The sequence below is a fragment of the Kitasatospora sp. NPDC004531 genome, assembly GCF_053602195.1.
This window is the reverse complement of record NZ_JBSGDD010000067.1, coordinates 14,067-31,896: the sequence shown is the minus strand read 5'-3', so window position 1 is coordinate 31,896 and position 17,830 is coordinate 14,067. Positions and strand designations below refer to the sequence as shown.

Sequence of the window (17,830 nt, the reverse complement as noted above, 5' to 3'; positions counted from 1 at the left end):
CTCCTTCGGACGACTGACAGACGGACGCACGACCACCGGCCGGGCGCACCGCCCACGGTAACGCGCCCAACGAGCCCACCCCCCCACGAGGCAACGGCACCCCCACCCCCGGCGCGCACCCGCCCCCGCCCGCCCCACCGCACCCCTCCCCGCCCCCGGGGCCGCCGTCACCGCTGGAACACGTGCTCGGCATGCCAGCGCCGATACACCTCCGCCACCCCCGACCCACCCTCGACCGGCCGCGCGACCGGGGTGCCGTCCAGCGCCAGGACCTGGGCCCCGAGGCCGTCGGCGGGGGCGTAGTGCGGTGAGACGGCGACGGTCAGCCGTTCCGTCAGGCCGAGCACGCCGCAGTCGAACAGGGCGTGGTGCAGGGCACACAGGGCGAGGCCGTTCTGCACGACGTCCGGGCCGCCCTGCCCGTGGGCGTGGACGTGGGCGGCTTCCACCCCGACCGGTACGCCGCCGAGCCGGCCCCCGAACCGGCAGAAGGCGCAGGCGTGTCGGTACAGCTCCAGCACCGCCTTGGCGAACCTGCTGTCGCGCACCCGCCGGGTGGTGGTGGTCGTCCGGTACCGCTCCTCCTGGCGCGGGTGGTTCAGCTGGTGGACGGCCTGCTCCAGCCCGCTGGGGGCGGCCTCCGTGAGCAGCAGGGTGATGGCGGCGCTCCGCACGGCCGGTTCGAGCAGCAGGCGTTCGACGTCCGGGCGCAGCCGGCCGCGGGCCCCGAGCTCGATCAGCCGGTCGCCGTTCGCGTCGAGCGGCAGCGGCCGGGACCAGCGGTCGGTGGTCTCCCAGAGTTCCGCCTCCAGCCGGACGAACGGCATCGCGGCGCGGTCCTGCGGAGCGTCCCGGCCGGACGGGGCGTACTGGGCGATCAGTGCGCCGAGCGGTTCGGCGACGTCCTCGAAGGTGGTCTCGCTGGTCCTGCCCGCTGCCAGCTCTCCGATCAGCCGGAGCAGCAGCAGCGGCTTGTGCGGGGCCTTGCCGCCGCCCGCCAGGCCGGCGCGGCGCAGCCGTTTCAGCACGGCCAGCAGCTCGTCGGCGGTGCGGGGCGGGGTGCGGACGGTCATGCCGGGCGGAGGGTGCGGAGGGTGGCGAGGTCGGTGGGGGTGGCGCCGTGGTTGAGGAGGTAGGTGTCGAGGGTGCCGTGGAGTTCGGTGATGCGGGCGAGGGCGCTGGTGAGGTGGAGGGCCTCGACGGGGCGGGAGAGGCGTTCGGCACCGGCGGCGTCGAGGTAGGGGACGGGGCCGTTGTCGAGGCCGAGGCCGACGTTGGAGCGGAGGAAGTCGGCGGTGACGGCGGCTTCGGGGAGGCCGGCCAGGGTCTGCAGGACGGCGATGGTGAGGCCGGTGCGGTCCTTGCCGACGGCGCAGTGCACGAGGACCGGGGCGCCGGTGGCGAGGGCGCGGACGGCGGCGGCGATGGCGACGCCACCGGTCTCGGCCATGAACGGGTAGAGCGCGGCCTGGTCCTCGGGCCAGCTGCGGTCGGTGGTGGCCGGGTCCGGGAGCATCGGCAGGTGCAGGTACCGGGTGTCGGGGCCGATCGGGCGGTCGGGCCAGATCTCCAGTTCGGTGTTGCTGCGCAGGTCGATGACCGTCCGGATGCCGAGTTCCGCGAGCCGGGCGGCGCCGTCGTCGGTGAGGCGGTTGAGGCTGGCCGAGCGGTAGAGCAGGCCGGGGCGGTAGACGCCCGCTCCGGCGTCGCGGAGGTTGAGCACGTCGGGGATGTCGAGGAACGGCGCTGCGGCGATTTCGGTCTCGGTCATGCCGCCCACCGTAGGGGCGGTGGGCGACGACGCGCCGGGGCGGTGACCTAACCGGTATCGCCGCATTCCGGGATGTTCATCAGACAGTTGGGTGCCGACGCGGCGGGTCAGCGGCCGCCGGCCACCTCCACGAAGGTGCCGGTGACGTACGAGGCGCCGGGGGAGAGCAGGTACAGGATCGCCTCGGCGACCTCCTCGGGCCGGCCGCCGCGCCCCATCGGCAGGTCCGGCCCGATCCGGTCGACCCGGCCGGGCTCGCCGCCGAGCGCGTGGATGTCGGTGTGGATCAGGCCCGGGCGGACGGCGTTGACCCGGATGCCCTCGCCCGCGACCTCCAGCGACAGGCCGCGGGTCATCGAGTCCAGCGCGCCCTTGGACGCCGCGTAGTCCACGTACTCGCCCGGCGACCCGAGCCGCGACGCCGCCGAGCCGACGTTGACGATCGCCCCGCCCCCGCCGCCGTACCGGGTGGACATCCGGCGCACCGCCGCGGCCGCGCACAGGAACGGGCCGGTGATGTTGGCCGCCCAGATCCGGTTCAGCCGGTCCTCGTCGAGCTCGTCCAGCCGGCACTGCTTCTCCAGCGTGCCCGCGTTGTTCACCAGCGCGGTGAGCGGCCCGAGTTCGCGCTCCGCGGCGTCGAACAGCCGCTCCACCTCGGCGGTGCGGCTGACGTCCGCCCGCACCGCGAGTGCGGTGCCGCCGGCCGCCCGGATCCGCTCCACCACGCCGTCCGCCGCCTCCGCGTTCGCCCGGTAGTTGACGCACACCCGGTAGCCGCGCCCGGCCGCCAGCAGGGCGGTGGCCGCCCCGATGCCGCGCCCGCCGCCGGTGACCACCAGCACCTCGTCCCGCTGCGCCATGCCGCCCGTCCCTTCGTTCCGGAACCTCTCCGGGCGACGGTAGTCCATGGAGTGAAATCCCTTTGCCGCGCGGCGAGTCGGCGGCGCAGCATCACTGCCATGGACCCTTCCCGCTCCCCGCACGGCCCGCTCCGGCCCGACCGGAACGACCTCGACGCCTATCTCGCCGCCGACGAGGTGATCGACCACCGCCACCCCGCCGTGGCCGAGCGCGCCGCCGAGCTGCGGCAGGCCGACCCGGTGGCGACCGCCGAGGCGGTGTTCCGCTTCGTCCGCGACCGGATCGACCACTCGGCCGACGTCGACCGCTGGTCCGCCGCCCACCGGGCCTCGGACGTGTTGGCCGCCGGCGACGCGATCTGCCACGGCAAGGCCCACCTGCTGGCCGCCCTGCTGCGCGCCAACGGCATCCCGGCGGGCCTGTGCTACCAGCGGCTGGAGGTGCTGCACGGCCTCAACGGCGTGCTGCTGCCCGGCAGTTCGTGGTGGGTCCGGCTCGACGGCCGGGGCAACCGGAACGGCGCGGACGGCCGGTTCGCCACCACGCCCGCCACCGAGCAGCCCGCCTGGACCAACGACCCGGCGCTCGGCCAGCACCACTACGAGACCGTGCACGCCGCCGTGCCGCCGCTGTTCCTGGAGAGCCTGCGCCGGGCCCGGCCGGGGGTGGGCGGGTTCGACTACCTGCCGGTGGAGCTGCCCCGCTGAGTCGGCTGTCCGCCGTCCGAACTCGCCGGGCTCGCATACCGGTTGGCCGTGCGCAGGGCGGCGAGCTTCGGGGCGCGGCTCTTCGGCGAGTCCAGGCCGAAGCTGCGGGCGTCGCCGAGGTCCTCCCGGACGAAGGCCTCGACGGCGTCGATCGCGGCGCGCAGGGCGGCGTCCTTCGGCACGAACAACTGGTGGACGAGTTCCCGCTGTTCGGGGTCGTACTCCCAGAAGCCGACGATCCGGCCGCGGTCCACGACCAGGTGCGTCGAGGGGTCGGACTCGCTGCCGAAACTGCGGCCGGTCCGGGCGGCCGGGACGGGGCGGCCGGCGTCCTGCGCGGCGATCAGGCGGGGCAGGTCGCGGTGCAGCAGGTGCAGGCCGTCGATGCCCGCGACCAGGGCGTAGGCGGGCTCCTTCGGAACGGTGAACCCGGCGAACTCGTCGGCGAGTTCGGCCGGGAACAGCAGGTCGGTGCCGGGCAGCGGGGCGAGGTCGAGCGGGGCCAGGGCGGCCTTCGCGGTGGCGGCGTTGAAGCCGGAGAACCAGCGGAAGTGCCGCACCGAGGCGGGCGCCGCCCAGGCGAGGTAGCGGCGGGCCAGGTCGGCGGCCTCGCCATGGACGGCCTGGTCCCAGCGCAGGTAGCCGTACCGCTGCTGGTCGAGCCGGCCGTTGACCGGGACCCGGCGGATCAGCCCGCGCGACTGGAGCAGGCCGAGCGCCAGCGGGAGCGTGGTCGACACGCCGCGCTTGCGGCCCGCCTCGCCCAGCGGGCGGGCCGCCGGGCCGGCGGCGGCGCGGATCTGCTGGGGGTTCAACGGCTCGGTGTCGGAAAGGAGTTCGGAGACCGTCAGGCAGAGCTGCTCGACCTCGTCCCTGGTCACGGCGAGGTGGCGCACCGCCGCCGCGATCTCCGACTCCGCGACGCCCGCGCCGGCCGCCAGGCCCAGCGCGAAGTCGCCGGCCGGCAGCACGTACGTGCAGCCCCGGGCGGCGGGCAGTTCCTGCACCTGCACGGCGGCGAGCGCCGCGTCCACCTCGGCCCGGCGCAGGCCCGCCCGCGCGAACAGGCCCAGGTACGGCGCCGAGCCGCCCACCGAACGCGCCCACCCCGTCGCCGCCAGCACCTGCGCCGGGGACGCCCCGCGGTGCACGCCGCCGTCCAGCCACTGGCGGTGCGCCCACCAGGCACGGAGCTTCGCCGCCGGGATCTCGCCGTTCACCATGCGGCCAGTATCGGCGGGCGGCGCGGCCGCACCGCGCATCGTCGTCGGCGGCCGTGTCGGCTCGCGGGCGGGACGGCTCGCGGGCCGGCTGGGTGGGAGCGGCCTGGTGTGTGGGCGGGCCGGCTGGGTGGGAGCGGCCCGGTGTGTGGGCGGGCCGGGTGTGTGGGGCCCGGTGCGGCGGAATTCGTTCGCGTGTACGGGGCGTTCGGGGCGAGACTGCCGGGGACCGCCCCGAGGAGGCGACCCCACCGTGCACGTCCTGCTCTCCGGCATCGTCGGCTCCACCGCGTACGGGCTGGCGCATGCCGGCTCCGACCTGGACCGGCTCGGCCTGTTCGCCGCGCCCACCGTCGCCTTCCACGGCCTGCACCCGCCCGTCGAGTCGCACGTCACCACCGCGCCCGACCGCACCCTGCACGAGGCGGCCAAGTGGTGCCGCCTGGCCCTCGGCGGCAACCCCACCGCCACCGAACTGGTGTGGCTGCCCGAGGAGTTGTACGAGGTGCGGACGCCGCTCGGGGACGAACTCATCGGCCTGCGGGAGACGTTCCTGAGCGCCCCGGCGGTCCGCAGCGCCTATCTCGGCTACTCCCGGCAGCAGTTCCGCAAGCTCGCCTCCCGCGACCGCACCGACCCGGCGGGCGCCGCCCGGGCCGCCAAGCACGCCCGCCACCTGGTCCGGCTGCTCCGCCAGGGCGTGGGCCTGCACGAGACCGGCCGCCTGGAGATCCGCCTCCCCGACCCCGACCGGGTCCGCGCCCTGGGCGAGCAGTTCGCCGCCCGCCCCGAGGACGCCACCGCCCTCCTCGCCGACGCCGAAGCCCGCTTCGACCGCCCCGGCGTGCTGCCCGCCGCCGCCGACGAACGCCCCGCCGAGAGCTGGCTCCGCCGCGTCCGCGCCGCCCACCTCCCCACCACCTGACCCCCCGTCGACCCGCCCGGTAATCCGCTGGCCATCTCCCACCGGGCACCAGGTAGGATCACCCCGGCAGGCGCTGTCCCACGAGGCCCACGCCTGCCACCGGGCCGCTAGCTCAATTGGCAGAGCTGCGGACTTTTAATCCGTAGGTTCAGGGTTCGAACCCCTGGCGGCCCACTTGGAAGGACGGGGTCACACCCATTCTGACCTGCAGCGCAGCACCCCAGCTCATTCGAGTAGCCGGGGTGCTGCTGCGTTTTCAGGCCGTCTGCGTGAGCGGGGTGGTTGGCATGCCGTCAGAAATCTCCCGGCTAATCCGTTGTTGAGAAGGCGGCGTGCAGCAGCCCGTCACGCCTGCGGCGGTAGTCCGGCGCGAAGAGCGGTTGAGGACTCGATCGGCCCTGAGGGGGTCCTCTATGTTCATTGCGTACACAATGGCATCAATGTACTCTTAGGTCATGGATGCCACTCTCACGATGCGCGAAGCCCGGGATCGTCTCGCAGAGGTCGCCGAGCGGGCCACCCACGACGACGTGACCGTCCTGACCCGCCACGGCAAGGAGGTTGCTGCCGTCATCCCCATCTCCATGCTTCGCCAGTACCGCGTCTGGGAGGAGCAGGAGGACCTCCGGCTGGTCCGCAAGGCCATGGCCGAGGACGGGCCCACCGCCACGCTGGCCGAGATGATGGCCGAGACCATGGCACGCCCCGAATGAAGTACCGCACGGTCTTCAAACCCAGCGCCCAGGCGGACCTTCGCAAGATTCCCCGGGATCAGGCGATGGCCGTCCTGCGGAAGCTCGCGGAGCTGGAGAACGACCCGTACGGCTACGGCACGACCGCACTGGTCGGCGACCCGCAGGTCAGGCGGCTGCGGGTTGGTGACCGCCGGGTCCTCTACACCGTCGAGGACGGCCAACTGATCATTTGGGTCCTCCGGCTCGGTCGGCGTGACTCCATCTACGGTTCCTGACCTTGGCGATGGATCTCGGGTGCCTGTGAGGTCCACCCGGACGGGCAGGGTCCGGCGCATGCGCGCCCGGCCAAGAGAGCAGGTCTCCGGGCGCCGCCCTGCGCGCACAGTCCGCGCCTGCGTGAGCGATGCGTGAGCGGACTGTGCGGCAGTGTCTGTCTGGTGCCGGACGGGCCGTCGCTGCGCACGCCGACACGCTGCAGGAATGACAGCAAGTAACCCCCTGCATCCTGCCGGGGCACGATTGGACTTGATCTTTTAATCAGCAGGTTCAGGGTTCGAGCCCCTGGCGGCCCACTGCAGTCGAGGCCAGGTCGGACACCGTCTGACCTGGCCTTTTGCGTGTTTGGGGCGACCTCGGCACGGTTCACGCCCGCTGGCGGTACGAGCCGAATGCCCGAACCGCGAATCGGTGCGGGGGCGGTGGCGGCGCACGCCTCTACGGATCGTCCGAGTCCATGCGGTGCTGGTTACCGGCAGGGGAAGCGGCAACCCGTCCTCCGCGGCAGTCCGCGAGACGCTTGCCGAGACCGGTATCCACTGCGCGGTCCGCGAAGACCTCGGAGGCCGCCTCCACCCGGTCACCGGGGTCTGGTGCCAGTACGACCTCGCCGAATACCTGGCTGGCGAAGCCCGCAACCAGGACACGATATCGTCGTCGTAGTCGTGCTCTGCGCGTCGCCCGGACCTCTTGCGTCAACGGATGTGCCGGTGTCCGTCGTTTCGGTACCCGCGAGATATGCCGTATCAGCGACGATCCAAGCGTGATTCCCCTTGCCTCAGCGTTTCGGTCTACCGGCCGGCCAGAGCGAAGCGGATGTAGCGCGCGTGGGAGAGCGAGCGTCGGATGAGGCGGGCCTCGGTGAAGGCGGTCTCGAGGTCGGCGTAATCGGACTGGGCGTTCTTGATACGCAGGGCTCGCCGGGCGAACTCCTCACGCTGCCTTCGCGCCTGGTCGGCGGCAGCCTCGGCGTCGGCGGTCAGTTGGGCCTGGGCTGTCTGGAGGTGCTGCACGGCCTGGCACAGAAGCCGGTCGGCCTCGGTCTCCGCTGTGCGGAGCTGATTCGCGAGTCGCATGTGCTGCTGGTTGAAGCCCGCCTCAATGGAGCGGCGTTGCGCCGGCGGCAGCGTGACGGTGCACCGGGACTCGGCGGCTTGGAACCGCTGCCGTCGCCAGGCGTCCAGCGTCCGGGCCTTGGTCTCTCCGATGCCCTTGACGTTCACCTCCTGACCACCCGTCCTGACGATGACCGCAGTGGTGTTGCGGTATCCGCCGCTGGTGGTGTTCTTGAGTCTGATGCCGGTGAAGTCTGCCGCGCTTCTGATGCCGTGTGCGGCGAGGTCGGCCTTCAGCTTGTCTCCGATGCCCTGGAGACGGGCATCCGCGACGCGGCTGCGCTGAAGCTCCCGCTGGACGAAGCCAGCGCGCTCGTTAGCGAGGGCCCTGTCCAGCGCGGCCTTCAGTTCGCCGTCCAGAGCGGCTGTTCTACGGCCGATGTCGGTCAGGGTCTGGGTCTTCTGGCGTTCGATGGTCGACGCGTCGCGTTGGTGCCGGCGCAGCAACTCCTGGCGCTGCCCCGGAAGCTGCTGCTTTCGGTGGTTCTCGGCGGCGTCGAGCCGCTGCCGTTCCCGTTGGAGGTCCGCTGCGGCTTTCTCCGGCTTGGAGACCTCGCGGCGGAGTTGTCTGAGGCTTCGCAGGTGCGTGCGGAGGAGACGGACCTCGTCGCGCGAACGGCGGGTGGCCCAAGTTGTGAGGACGGCCAGGGAAGCAGACGGTACTGCGTATGGAACGAGGCCGACAGCGAGCGACAGAAGCGATGAGACTGCCATTACCGTCATCAGGACGGCTGCGACGGTGTCGCGGGAACGTCGGCTGCCGAACCGGCTGGGCAGGGTGGCAGGTGGGATCGTTGGGGCGGCTGCGGCAGGCGGCGGCAGGTGGTGGCTCATCCAGCCCGGGAGTCCACCGGTCGATGCCGTGGGCCGTCCATGCGGAGGTGCGGCCGGCGTCGCATTCGGCGACATCAGCGCTGGGAGGCTGTCCAGGGGCTGCCAGGCCAGGTAGCGAACCTGGTCGGCCAAGTCCCGCACTGCGCGGTCGGGATGGGAGAGCAGAGCCGGGAACCGTGGCGAGGCGGACGGGTTCTTGAAGTCGTCCTCGGTCAGGAGCAGGTATTCGCCCATGGGTTCGTGGAGCTCCGCCCACAGACCCGGGTCGGCTGCCACGGCCTTGAGCGCCAGGAAGATGACCCAGGTCGAGAAGCGGTCCACTGTGGAGTCGAAGTCGTCGCTGCCGCGGGTCGGCGACTGGTAGTTGCGGTGGCCGCGCTCCGTTCCGCCCTGACCGGCCAACGCCGGCACGTACATGCCGTCGTAGTCCACCAGCCGCAGCGTGCCGTCCTGGGACACCAGGAGATTGCCGTGCTGCAGGTCGCCGTGGGCGATGCCGTGGAGGGCGAGATCGGTGGCCAGCTCGGCGAAACGGTCGGCGACACTGTCGACGGACCTGCTGTCGCGATGATTGTGGTCGAGCCAGGTCGAGAGGGTGACGCCGTCGACCCACTCCATTTTGAGTACCGGGAACCGTTCGCGGCCGACCCCGATGGCGTCCGGCAGATACTCGAAGCCCATCTTCCAGGGTTGGGAGAGGGATGCCGGGGCCAGCGCCTCGAGCTGCCGGCTGATGGCCTGGTAGCGCGTCTCCTGGTCGGGCACGTGGCGGGTGAAGCACTTCACCGCGTAGCGGCGGCCGGTGGTGTGGTTGGTGAGTGAGAAGACGCTGGCGAAGTTCCCCGAGATCGGCCGTGGCTGGCGGAGCTTCGTCAGTTCGGGGACAGCATCCTTGAGGTCCGGATGGTTGAAGCACAGGTGTGGGTGCTGCAGGGCCTCTTGATAATCCCGCCCGCTGGGGAAGTCCCGGCTCGGCCCAGCCCCGATGGCCACCTCTACCGCCCTTCGATGTCGATCCGTACGACTGCCACGTCGTCATTGCGCAGGTCCCGGCGGACTCGAAGTCCGTCCAGCCAATTGGAGAAGCCGGCGGCGTCATGAGGGCCACCGAACTCGAGCAGTTCACCCAGGGCGTCGGCGGGCTCGGGTGCGGCCAGGAACCAGGCGGCCAGGGCGTCGGTCATCAGGAGCAGCCGGTCGCCCGGGCGGCAGCTGCCCTCGGCGAAGAGAGTGCGTGCCCTGAGCAGGGCGGTGTCGTGGTTCCGGCTGCCGAAGAGGTCCGGGGTGGTCCCGAAGTCCTCGGGCTGTTCAATGGGGAAGGAGCGCAGCAGACGGTCGTCGCGGACATGGAAGAGGCAGCTGTCGCCGAGCGCTGCCGCCTGCCAGTGCCAGGTGGTGGTACCGGGCCGCTCGGTCGGCGCGCCAGGTGCCGGACCGGGTACGGGCGCGATGCGGACGCTGAGCATGGTCGCGTAAGCGCCGCCGACCAGCTTGGTGCGCTCGTACCACTTCAATGGCCTGCCCGTTGACGCCCGGTCACGGCTGTACTCCTCCAGCCACGGATCCCACCGTGAGGTTGCGGCGGCGGCAAACTCTTCGAACGCGCTGTCGACGGTGAACATGGCGGGGTGGTCGAGCGCTTGGGCGGCCGACTCGGCCGCAAGGAGCCGAGCCCAGTCCTTGGCCAGCACACTCTCGGTCGCACCATCGCACACGCTCGCCGCGATCGGGCCGTCCACCAGCTCGTCGAACGGCGGATCCGGCAGCACGCAGACCGCGTCCTCGCACTCGGCGAGCGTGCTGCCGTTCTTCGGGGCGATCAGGTGGGTGACATACAGGCCTGGAGAGGTCACCGCAGCTCGGTTGCCCGGGTACCGATGTCGAGGAACTGGACCACCGAGGTGATGTCGGCGTTGTACACGAAGCCCCGCGTGCTCTCGCTGACGCGCTGTCCTTGTGAAGCGGCGTAGGAACGCATGTGGGTGGGCAGTGGGCTCGACATGCCGAACAGTGTGCGGGCATATGCGTCAGGCAGGTCTGCGGCAGAGTCGGGGAACGCGGTGGGAGAACCACCGGCTGCCGAGACGTGGAGGTTGAACAGCAGCGCTGCTCCGTCCGCGGTGGCGTGGGTGCCGATCGCGGTGGCCGACTCCGTGGGATCCCCGTCTGTCGACTCGCCGTCGGTCAGGTTGATCACGATGGGTGGGAAGCCGCCCGGGTAGCGCTCGGTCCAGGCGGACACCAGGGTCTCCGCGTACTTGAGCGCGCGGTTCATTGGCGTACCGCCATGGGCGACCGGATCCATCCACACGGGGAACGCGATGCTGGTCTCGACGAGTCCGCCGGCGCCGTCCGGGACTTTCTTCGTCCGGTCGTCCACCCGGGCGGGATTGTCCGCGACCTCGCTCAGCGGAACGAGGTCACGACCGGCGAGGGCCCCGGAGAACGCAGATCCGACGCTTGCCCCGTAGCCGATCACCGCGACATGGAAGTAGTCCCGGACGCCTTCCTCCTTGGCGCATTTGACCGACAGTTCGGTGATGAGCCTGTTGATGGCATCAGCGACTACATCGGCCTTCTTCTTCGCATCGGCCGAATCGCCGCCGATCGGGTCACTCATGGAGGTGGACTGGTCCACAAGGAAGACGAAGCAGGTCGGATTGGTCCGGCTGATCTCGGCCGTATACGGCATGCGCATCCCCAGAGGCTCTTCGAACTGCGGAGTGTCGGACGTCCGGTCCCATGAGACGGTCCAGTCCCATAGGACGGATGGCGCCTGAACCGCCGCTCATCGTAGAGAACATGAGCGGTCACCGGGTAGGAACGAGCAAATTCGGCACCCGGTGTAGTGCAAGTCCGTCCGTCGGCGCACAGCGGCGCGTTCGTTCTTACCCGGGGGCTGCCGGGAGGGAGCGCGCTACCAGAAGGGCATCTTGGCCGAGATCGGCGCTGTCGGCACCGCTCCGACTCGGCTATCCATGGAGGGCCGCGGGAGATTCCGGCTGCCTCGGGGGAGGAACCTTTGCTTGTCGTCTTCGGACTGCTGGTGCTCGGAGGGCTGGCCGTCATCTCTCGCTGCGGGGCCCGGACGCTCAAGGAGCGCCCCTGTCTGCGCTCGCGCAAAGGCCTGTTCCAGCGGTGCTACCAGCACAAATGGGCGCTGGTCACCCCGAGTGACCTCGCTGGAAGCGGGTTGTTCGCGACGGCCTACGCGCTGTGGGCCGTCTTTCACCCGCTGGCCGGGTGAGGGTGTGGTACTCGGTAACCGGGCTGGTGGAAGGCCGCGCCGGAGAGGGTTTGGGAAGAGCTGGGCCGCTGCGTTGCCGTGGTGGGTGCTGCCTCTGCTCGGGCTGGCGCTCGTCCTGCTGCTGATGAAGGGACTGGCCGTGCTCGTGGCACGAGTCGGCTGGCCGATTTTCATGACTGGCGGCGCGCTTGCGGTCACGGCCGCTACCGTGGTCGTTCGCAGTCTGCGGCAGCGTCGCCATGCGCCGGTCCAGGGCCCGGCCGGGCTGTCCCTTCTGGAGATCGACTCCCGTGGGCACCGACAGTTCGAGGAAACGGTGTGCAGGGCTCTGCAACGGGACGGCATCCGTGCCGAGCGGGTCGGTGGTGCAGGGGATCGGGGCGCGGACGTGATCGGGATCGACGCGTGGGGGCGGCGGGTGGTGGTCCAGTGCAAACACACCACTGTGGCCGCCAAGGTCGGCGATCAGGTACTTCAGGTGGTCAGCGGCACGGCACGTCCGATCCATCGTGCGGACCTCGCCGTTATCGTCACCAACGGCGGATTCACCCGGAATGCTCTGAAGAACGCATCCGACTACCGGATCCATCTGGTCGATCGGCAGTTGCTCGAACGGTGGGTGACGGGAGGGGAACCGCTGTACAAGCTGATCAGCGTGAGTGCTCCCGTATCGCGTGGCTGCTGGTGGAAGCCGTCGGAAAATAGATTTCGGAAACCCTGAGATCGGGTTCAGGCAGGGCGGCTAGTATCGCGAGCTGCGTGGTCGATCGGCATTCACAGTGAAAGATCGTCCACGGAAGATCTGTTGATGCGATGAGCTGTCATGAATGGGGAAGTGTATGGCCGAGAGTGGCGATTTCACGCGGGTCCAGGTGTCCGGGGCGGATCCGGCTCATGCTGAGCGCGAGGCACGCGAACTTCGCGATGTGCTGAACGGGATCGCAGGTGCTGAGGTCCGGTTCGCCGATCGGCGGCGGCCGGGTGCGGACATGCCCGGTAGCAAGGGGGCGATGCTGGTGCCGGAGGTGGTCCTGTTGGTCACAGGCAGTGCCTCCGCAGTGATCCGGACTGTGGTCAAGGGCTGGGTCGAGGTGCGCAAGAGCCGGTACGCCCGGGTGGAGTTCAGCGACGGGACGGTGGCCGAACTGCGCGGTGGAGTGTCGGGTGCGGAGCTGAAGGAGCTGCGGGGCAGCAGTCGGCCGCAGGAAGAACCGGACGAGGTGAATCCGTGAGTCGCCAGCACGCCCTGCTCATCGGTACCGCCGCCTACCAGGACCCTTCCTTCGCACCACTGCCGTCGGTCCGTGCCGACATCCACCTCCTCAGCCAGGTCCTGGAGTTGCCGTCGGTCGGCCGGTTCGAGGACTGCGTTCGGGTCGAGGACGCATCGAAGGCCACGCTCAGGCAGTCGGTCGAGGCATTCCTCAACGATCGTGAACCGGATGAGCTGGTCGTGCTCTACCTCAGCGGTCACGGCGAGTACGACACCGAGGACGGCCAGCTCTACTACGTCGCATCGGACACGCGCGCCGACGAACTGCGGCAGACGGCGGTCGAGGCCTCGTTCATCACTGAGCAGCTGGAGGCCTGCGCTGCCCGGCGAAAGGTGCTGTTGCTCGACTGCTGCTTCAGCGGCGCAGCCGTGCAGGGGTTCCGCAGCAAGGGCAGCCCGCAACAGCAGCGGGCGGCCGTCGTCGAGGCCAGCGGTGTGTACGTGATCACCGCCTCGCACCAGTGGGAGCCGGCGTTCGCGGGCACGCCCGGTTCGCCTTCGCAGTTCACCGCAGCCATGGTCGACGGCCTGCATTCGGGGAAGGCCGATCTCGATGGCGACGGGAAGGTCTCGGCCGACGACCTCTTCCGCTATGTGAGTCGAGCCCTGAAAGACAGTCCGGACGGCCGACGGCAGACGCCGACCAAGTCGAGCCTGCAGGTGACGGGGGACATCTGGCTGGCGAATGCCGCAGTTGGCCGGCAGGTCCCCGCACTCAGGCCGCTGCCGGGCACCGACTCGGCAGTAACGGTCGCCGTCGATGGTTCGATCGTCATCGAACCGATCAAGTCCGCCCCGGCGGTTCACGACGACGCTGCCTTCACTGCGGCCGACTGGCCGAAGCTCTTCGACTACTACCTCAGCTGCCTGCATGAGGAGAATTCCACGGACCAGCTCCTGCCGCTGGTCGGCAACGATCCGCCGCGCGCGGTCTGGCCGACCGGGTCGGAGACCCTGCTGTCCGGGACGGCAGACTCTGCGCAGGTCCCGACCGAAGTCGTGCAACTGGCCGAACGGGCGGCCCAGGACGGTGCTGACCTCTGGTACGGCTACCCCGTGGTGGTGATGTTCGACGACAGGCGGCGACAGGTCTGCGCCCCGCTGTTCATGCAGGAGATCGAACTCGCCATCGATGCCGGCGGTCGCAAGGTGGCAGAGCCCGCGGGCCCGATCGTTCCGCATCCCAAGCTGATTCTGGAGCGCTTGGGCAAGGACGAGGGACAGGAACTGCTCGCGTCCTTCGCCCCGAACTGGCGGCCGGGTTTCCGGGACGAGATGGTGCGTGATGTCCGCACTCTGCTGGACCAGTTGGGGTTGCCCGACACCGAGCACCTGGACCCGGGTGCGCTGGGCGACGGTTCCTCCCTGCGCGCAGCGCACGAAGGTGCGCGCAATGTCGCGATGGCGTTCGCCGTCCGTGGCGAGTCGCCGGCCTCGGCACAGCTCGTCAAGGACTACTCGGCGATGCGGCGGGCCGTTCGCTCGATTCCCGAGACCGCTCTCGGTGCGCTGGCCCGGACGCCCGAGTCCGAGGCGGCCACCGCAGCGGCCGCACGTGAGGTGCGGATCGTTGCGCCGCTCGAACTGAACGAGGGACAGGAAGCCGTGATCCGCTCGGCGATGAGCCGGCGGATCACTGTGGCCACCGGCCCACCAGGCACCGGAAAGAGCCAGCTGATCGTCAATGCGGTGGCCACCGCGCGGGCGGCCGGGCAGTCCGTGCTGGTCGCCTCGACCAACAACAAGGCGGTGGACGAGGTCTGGGAGCGTTGCGAAGAGCTGGCTCCCGGCCTACTGATCCGGACCGGCAGCCGTGGTGGCGAGCGGGACAACGTCGAGGACGAACTGCGGAGTCTTGAGCGGCTCGCACGTACTGCCCGGCCCGGTCGTTCGACCGAGGCATGCCGTGGTGAACTGCGCAACGCAGTACGGGCATTGGACGACGTACGGCGGGAGTTCACCCAGGCGGCGGAGCGGGAGCAGCTCCTTGCGGCAGTCGGTCGGAGCCGCCAGGCCTATGCCGATAAGCGGGCCTGTGATCTGGCGAGCCTGAGCGATGCCTTCGGCGACGACGCAACCCTTGGCCGGTGGCTGCCTGGGGCGCGGCGAGCAGGTCGGGCTCGGGTCCTCGGCGGTTGGCGGCGCGGGCGGCTGTTGCGCAGGCTGTCAACGCTTCCCGTGAACGTCCGTGAGCGCTCCGAGTTCGCGGCGCTCCTCGACTTCGCCGAGAACGAAGCGGTATGGCGGACGGAGAGCGTGGCAGCGGACGCAGGCCCGCAGGACGCGGATCTCGCCGTGCGTTCCACGGACACCAGGCGACTTGGTCAGCAGGCCTCTCACGCGTTGTTGCATTCTCTCGTGGCGGACGGGGCGATGCGCGGACGGGCCGCAATCCTGGAGCGGATCGAAACCGTCCGAACTCGCTCGCCGCGTGAGTGGACGGCGCTGGACAGGGTGTTGCCGCACGTACCTGGCTGGGCGGTCACCACCCGGTCGGCCCGCCGGTTCCGCGACCGGCCGGCGATGTTCGATCTGGTGATCATTGATGAGGCGAGTCAGTGCTCGACGCTGGATGTCCTGCCACTCCTGTTCCGGGCCAAACGGGCTCTGGTAATCGGCGACCCGATGCAGCTGTCGCACATCACCAAGCTCCTGCCGCGCCAGGAGGCGGCTGCCCGGTCCGCCGCCGGGTTGCGGGCCAGCTGGCTGGAGGAACACCGGCTCTGCCATCGGCGCTACTCCTCCTTCCAAGCAGCGGCGAAGGCGGCAGGCAACACGCTGCTCCTGGATGAGCACTACCGCTGCCACCCGGACATCGTGCAGATCTCCAACCGTCATTGCTACGGCGGGCGCCTGACCGTGCTGACCCAGCCGAGTTCGCTGCGGCGGCTGGACGGGGTGAACGCGGTGCAGTGGCTCGACGTAGTCGGTAGCGCAAGGCGGGGCCGCGCCGGCTCGTGGATCAATGAGCAAGAGGCGGAGCGGGTCCGAATCGCCGTTGAGAGACTCTTGCGGCGACTGCCGGCCGAGGCGACCATCGGGGTGGTGACACCGTTCCGAGCGCAGAAAGAACTGCTGGCCCGCGGCTGGGAGCAGGAACCCAGGGTCCGGGTCGGCACGGTGCACACCTTTCAGGGCGGCCAGCAGGATGTGATGGTGCTGTCCCTGGTGGCCGGTGAGCAGCTTCGGCCGAGTGCGGTGAACTGGCTCTGTCGAGAGGTCAATCTATGGAACGTGGCCGTTACCCGGGCCCGTGCCCATCTCATTGTGGTCGGTGACCGCAGCTTCTGGAGCAGGCGCACAGGCATGTCACTGGCTCTACTGGAGGCGACGGCGGACGGAGCCGATCTGTTGCCGCCGGTCCTTGGAGAGTCGGATGAGCAGCGACTGATCTTGGCAGATCGTTTTCAGAAGGTGGTCGCTGACACGTTGCCGAACGCGATAGTGGATCGGGACGTTGCGATCGATGGCTATCGATGTGACTTCGATGTCCAGCTGAATGGGACCAGGTCCGCGGTGCTGCTCGATCATGCTATGCAGGGGGCCGCCGATCCTGCGAGGCACCTCCGGTTGGCACTTGCTCAGGCGGCCCTACTGCCTGGGGGAGTACGAGTCCCTGCTTGGCATATCTGGGCCGGTCGTACCGACCGATTGTTCAAGACCGCAGGAAGCCGGCGGCTGGTGTAAGTCGACGATCAGAGGACGCTGATCACTTGATCGGCTGGCGGATCTCGGACATCGTCCTGCGTGAGCGGACCGCACGGCACTGGCCGTTCGAAGTCGGATGGGTCATCACCGCGTGGCATGCCAAGCTGCAGTGGCGACAGCAAGCACCCGGCCGAGACCTCGCACAGCACGGACGGTGTTGATCTTCTAGGCCGTAGGTTCAGGGTTCGAACCCCTGGCGGCCCACCGGAGTTGAGCCAGGTCGGCTGCTGTTCGACCTGGCTCTCTCCGTTTCCGGGGGCCGGGTGGTGGGCGGCGGTCCTGGGGGTCAGAGGTGGTACATGGCGGTGTAGGGCTCGACGATGCGTTCCTGGTGGGAGCCGAAGTCGACCAGGACTGCCGTGTCGCCCTCGGTGTCGAGGACGCGGCCGAGGCCGTAGGCGTCGTGGGTGACGCGGTCGCCGACGGCGAAGTGCTTGCGGGGTGCTGCGGTCCTGGCCTTGAAGGGGCTGGTGGGCAGGTGCCGGGGGGCTGCTTCAGATTTTTTCATCCAGGCCAGTATGCGCCGCGGGGAACGGAGTCGGACCTCTTCGGGGCGGCCGAATTCGGGCGGACCGGAATACCGGGTGTGTCGAGCGGCACTCTTCGTGGTCCGGGTGCGGGGGGAGCGGGTCAACTCGGTTGTGCTGCAGGCGGGTTGGTCGGGCGGGCGGGGCGGCGGGTGCCTCCGGCGAAAATCGGGGTGGAAATTTTCGCCCGTTCCGGTTCGGGGGCTGCTACAGTCGAGGTAGTTGCAGTAATGGTTCCCATGAACTTTGTGTGCGCCTGCTCATGTTTCGCGGGCGCATTTTTTGTTTTTCCGGATTTTCTCCGGGCGGGCTCCCATCACGGTGACTCGGCATTCGCATCGTGTGGGTGCCGGAAAGCCCCTGAAGGAGATTTTTTACATGGCTAATGGCACCGTGAAGTGGTTCAACTCGGAAAAGGGCTTCGGCTTCATCGAGCAGGAGGGCGGCGGTCCGGACGTGTTCGCCCACTACTCGAACATCAACGCCGGTGGCTTCCGTGAGCTGCTCGAGGGCCAGAAGGTCGAGTTCGACGTCACGCAGGGCCAGAAGGGCCCGCAGGCCGAGAACATTCGCCCGCTGTAGTTCTTCCACCGCCGCGGCACCCGCCCGGCGGAGAGGGGGCCCGCACCGCGTGCATCGCGCCCGGTGCGGGCCCCCTCGGCATGTCC

General features: G+C 69.9%; 16 protein-coding genes, 1 tRNA gene and 1 pseudogene. 10 read left to right on the top strand and 8 right to left on the bottom strand.

Annotation, left to right across the window (positions count from 1 at the left end; all coding sequences use genetic code 11):
* Positions 1-167: 167 nt before the first annotated feature.
* The 3 genes from ACWEMJ_RS24210 to ACWEMJ_RS24200 form a co-directional block, all read right to left on the bottom strand.
* Complete coding sequence (locus tag ACWEMJ_RS24210; protein WP_452139207.1) at positions 168-1,073, bottom strand: phosphorothioated DNA-binding restriction endonuclease; 906 nt, start codon at positions 1,071-1,073, stop codon at positions 168-170.
* The gene (locus tag ACWEMJ_RS24205) at positions 1,070-1,771 is read right to left on the bottom strand and encodes a tyrosine-protein phosphatase (protein ID WP_452139206.1); all 702 of its coding nucleotides are present in this window, start codon (positions 1,769-1,771) and stop codon (positions 1,070-1,072) included. Before ACWEMJ_RS24205 ends, ACWEMJ_RS24210 begins: the two co-directional genes overlap by 4 nt.
* Positions 1,772-1,878: 107 nt before the next feature.
* On the bottom strand, positions 1,879-2,634 hold the full coding sequence (locus tag ACWEMJ_RS24200; protein WP_452139219.1) for an SDR family oxidoreductase: 756 nt from the start codon (positions 2,632-2,634) through the stop codon (positions 1,879-1,881).
* Positions 2,635-2,733: 99 nt separating this feature from the next.
* Between ACWEMJ_RS24200 and ACWEMJ_RS24195 the strand changes: the two genes are divergently transcribed.
* Positions 2,734-3,342, top strand: coding sequence for a transglutaminase domain-containing protein (locus ACWEMJ_RS24195; protein WP_452139205.1), 609 nt, complete (start codon positions 2,734-2,736; stop codon positions 3,340-3,342).
* Here ACWEMJ_RS24195 and ACWEMJ_RS24190 read toward each other — a convergent pair.
* Positions 3,315-4,565, bottom strand: a complete 1,251-nt coding sequence (locus ACWEMJ_RS24190) for a DNA glycosylase AlkZ-like family protein (RefSeq protein WP_452139204.1) — start codon at positions 4,563-4,565, stop codon at positions 3,315-3,317. The genes ACWEMJ_RS24195 and ACWEMJ_RS24190 overlap by 28 nt on opposite strands.
* Before the next feature lie 250 nt (positions 4,566-4,815).
* Between ACWEMJ_RS24190 and ACWEMJ_RS24185 the strand changes: the two genes are divergently transcribed.
* The 5 genes and pseudogenes from ACWEMJ_RS24185 to ACWEMJ_RS24165 all read left to right on the top strand — a co-directional run.
* On the top strand, positions 4,816-5,487 hold the full coding sequence (locus ACWEMJ_RS24185; RefSeq protein WP_452139203.1) for a DNA polymerase beta superfamily protein: 672 nt from the start codon (positions 4,816-4,818) through the stop codon (positions 5,485-5,487).
* Positions 5,488-5,588: 101 nt separating this feature from the next.
* Positions 5,589-5,661: transfer RNA gene (locus ACWEMJ_RS24180), tRNA-Lys, on the top strand.
* Between the two features lie 281 nt (positions 5,662-5,942).
* Complete coding sequence (locus tag ACWEMJ_RS24175; protein ID WP_452139202.1) at positions 5,943-6,200, top strand: type II toxin-antitoxin system prevent-host-death family antitoxin; 258 nt, start codon at positions 5,943-5,945, stop codon at positions 6,198-6,200.
* A complete protein-coding gene (locus ACWEMJ_RS24170) occupies positions 6,197-6,457 on the top strand; it encodes a type II toxin-antitoxin system RelE family toxin (RefSeq protein ID WP_452139201.1) in 261 nt (86 codons plus the stop codon). The genes ACWEMJ_RS24175 and ACWEMJ_RS24170 overlap by 4 nt, the downstream gene beginning before the upstream one ends.
* Positions 6,458-6,956: 499 nt before the next feature.
* A pseudogene (locus ACWEMJ_RS24165) lies at positions 6,957-7,106 on the top strand (NUDIX hydrolase); the annotation flags it as partial.
* Between the two features lie 143 nt (positions 7,107-7,249).
* Here the strand turns inward: ACWEMJ_RS24165 and ACWEMJ_RS24160 are convergent.
* From ACWEMJ_RS24160 to ACWEMJ_RS24150, 3 genes are read right to left on the bottom strand one after another with little or no spacing between them, the layout of a single operon-like run.
* Positions 7,250-9,400, bottom strand: coding sequence for a protein kinase domain-containing protein (locus tag ACWEMJ_RS24160; protein ID WP_452139200.1), 2,151 nt, complete (start codon positions 9,398-9,400; stop codon positions 7,250-7,252).
* Between the two features lie 2 nt (positions 9,401-9,402).
* Positions 9,403-10,260 (bottom strand): hypothetical protein, encoded by an 858-nt coding sequence (locus ACWEMJ_RS24155; RefSeq protein WP_452139199.1) that lies wholly within the window; start codon positions 10,258-10,260, stop codon positions 9,403-9,405.
* A complete protein-coding gene (locus ACWEMJ_RS24150) occupies positions 10,257-11,105 on the bottom strand; it encodes a vWA domain-containing protein (RefSeq protein WP_452139198.1) in 849 nt (282 codons plus the stop codon). Before ACWEMJ_RS24150 ends, ACWEMJ_RS24155 begins: the two co-directional genes overlap by 4 nt.
* A gap of 634 nt (positions 11,106-11,739) precedes the next feature.
* Here ACWEMJ_RS24150 and ACWEMJ_RS24145 point away from each other — a divergent pair.
* The 3 genes from ACWEMJ_RS24145 to ACWEMJ_RS24135 all read left to right on the top strand — a co-directional run bounded on the left by ACWEMJ_RS24145 (position 11,740) and on the right by ACWEMJ_RS24135 (position 16,614).
* Positions 11,740-12,375: a restriction endonuclease gene (locus ACWEMJ_RS24145; protein ID WP_452139197.1), complete on the top strand. Its 636-nt coding sequence runs from the start codon at positions 11,740-11,742 to the stop codon at positions 12,373-12,375.
* Between the two features lie 118 nt (positions 12,376-12,493).
* Positions 12,494-12,886 carry a hypothetical protein gene (locus ACWEMJ_RS24140; protein WP_452139196.1) on the top strand — a complete coding sequence of 131 codons (393 nt, stop codon included), beginning with the start codon at positions 12,494-12,496 and terminating at the stop codon, positions 12,884-12,886.
* On the top strand, positions 12,883-16,614 hold the full coding sequence (locus ACWEMJ_RS24135) for a caspase, EACC1-associated type (RefSeq protein ID WP_452139195.1): 3,732 nt from the start codon (positions 12,883-12,885) through the stop codon (positions 16,612-16,614). Before ACWEMJ_RS24140 ends, ACWEMJ_RS24135 begins: the two co-directional genes overlap by 4 nt.
* Before the next feature lie 307 nt (positions 16,615-16,921).
* Here ACWEMJ_RS24135 and ACWEMJ_RS24130 read toward each other — a convergent pair whose 3' ends face one another.
* Entirely contained in the window at positions 16,922-17,143 is a 222-nt protein-coding gene (locus ACWEMJ_RS24130; RefSeq protein WP_452139194.1) for a hypothetical protein, read from the bottom strand.
* A 397-nt stretch (positions 17,144-17,540) separates the two neighbouring features.
* Here ACWEMJ_RS24130 and ACWEMJ_RS24125 point away from each other — a divergent pair, with 397 nt between their 5' ends.
* Positions 17,541-17,744 (top strand): cold-shock protein, encoded by a 204-nt coding sequence (locus tag ACWEMJ_RS24125; protein ID WP_073818532.1) that lies wholly within the window; start codon positions 17,541-17,543, stop codon positions 17,742-17,744.
* Positions 17,745-17,830 lie beyond the last annotated feature (86 nt).

Coding starts and splice junctions, on each gene's coding strand:
- ACWEMJ_RS24125 (WP_073818532.1), top strand. CDS start 17,541: ATGGCTAATGGCACCGTGAAGTGGTTCAACTCGGAAAAGGGCTTCGGC.
- ACWEMJ_RS24140 (WP_452139196.1), top strand. CDS start 12,494: ATGGCCGAGAGTGGCGATTTCACGCGGGTCCAGGTGTCCGGGGCGGAT.
- ACWEMJ_RS24210 (WP_452139207.1), bottom strand. CDS start 1,073: ATGACCGTCCGCACCCCGCCCCGCACCGCCGACGAGCTGCTGGCCGTG.
- ACWEMJ_RS24170 (WP_452139201.1), top strand. CDS start 6,197: ATGAAGTACCGCACGGTCTTCAAACCCAGCGCCCAGGCGGACCTTCGC.
- ACWEMJ_RS24130 (WP_452139194.1), bottom strand. CDS start 17,143: ATGAAAAAATCTGAAGCAGCCCCCCGGCACCTGCCCACCAGCCCCTTC.
- ACWEMJ_RS24195 (WP_452139205.1), top strand. CDS start 2,734: ATGGACCCTTCCCGCTCCCCGCACGGCCCGCTCCGGCCCGACCGGAAC.
- ACWEMJ_RS24190 (WP_452139204.1), bottom strand. CDS start 4,565: ATGGTGAACGGCGAGATCCCGGCGGCGAAGCTCCGTGCCTGGTGGGCG.
- ACWEMJ_RS24150 (WP_452139198.1), bottom strand. CDS start 11,105: ATGCGCATGCCGTATACGGCCGAGATCAGCCGGACCAATCCGACCTGC.
- ACWEMJ_RS24175 (WP_452139202.1), top strand. CDS start 5,943: ATGGATGCCACTCTCACGATGCGCGAAGCCCGGGATCGTCTCGCAGAG.
- ACWEMJ_RS24200 (WP_452139219.1), bottom strand. CDS start 2,634: ATGGCGCAGCGGGACGAGGTGCTGGTGGTCACCGGCGGCGGGCGCGGC.
- ACWEMJ_RS24205 (WP_452139206.1), bottom strand. CDS start 1,771: ATGACCGAGACCGAAATCGCCGCAGCGCCGTTCCTCGACATCCCCGAC.